This is a genomic window from Nocardia cyriacigeorgica (assembly GCF_010858045.1).
Lineage (GTDB): Bacteria > Actinomycetota > Actinomycetes > Mycobacteriales > Mycobacteriaceae > Nocardia > Nocardia cyriacigeorgica_E.
This window is the reverse complement of sequence record NZ_JAAGVC010000346.1, coordinates 1-286: the sequence shown is the minus strand read 5'-3', so window position 1 is coordinate 286 and position 286 is coordinate 1. Positions and strand designations below refer to the sequence as shown.

At 66.1% G+C, this 286-nt stretch carries 1 pseudogene; it reads left to right on the top strand.

The features are described from left to right. Nucleotides 1-143 precede the first annotated feature (143 nt). Nucleotides 144-286, top strand: a pseudogene (locus GV790_RS31540) (TetR family transcriptional regulator); the annotation flags it as partial.

Here is a 286-nt window from a genome sequence, read left to right as displayed (position 1 = left end):
CTCCTCGAGAGTCGCGCCCGTTCGCGGCGCGTGAAGTGGTGTCCACCAGCCCGTTCTGACATCCTGAACAAGCGGAACAACGTTCCGATAACCAACATACGGAACGTTGTTCCGTTTGCCAACCCTCGAGCAAAGGCCAAGCAGTGAGTGACAGCGGGTCCGGCAGCCCACGCAAACGAGCCGACGCCCGGCGCAACGAGCAGACCCTGCTGGGTGCGGCCGCCGCCGCGTTCGTCGCATCGGGCGTCGACGTTCCAGTGCGCGATATCGCCGCGCGGGCGGGGGT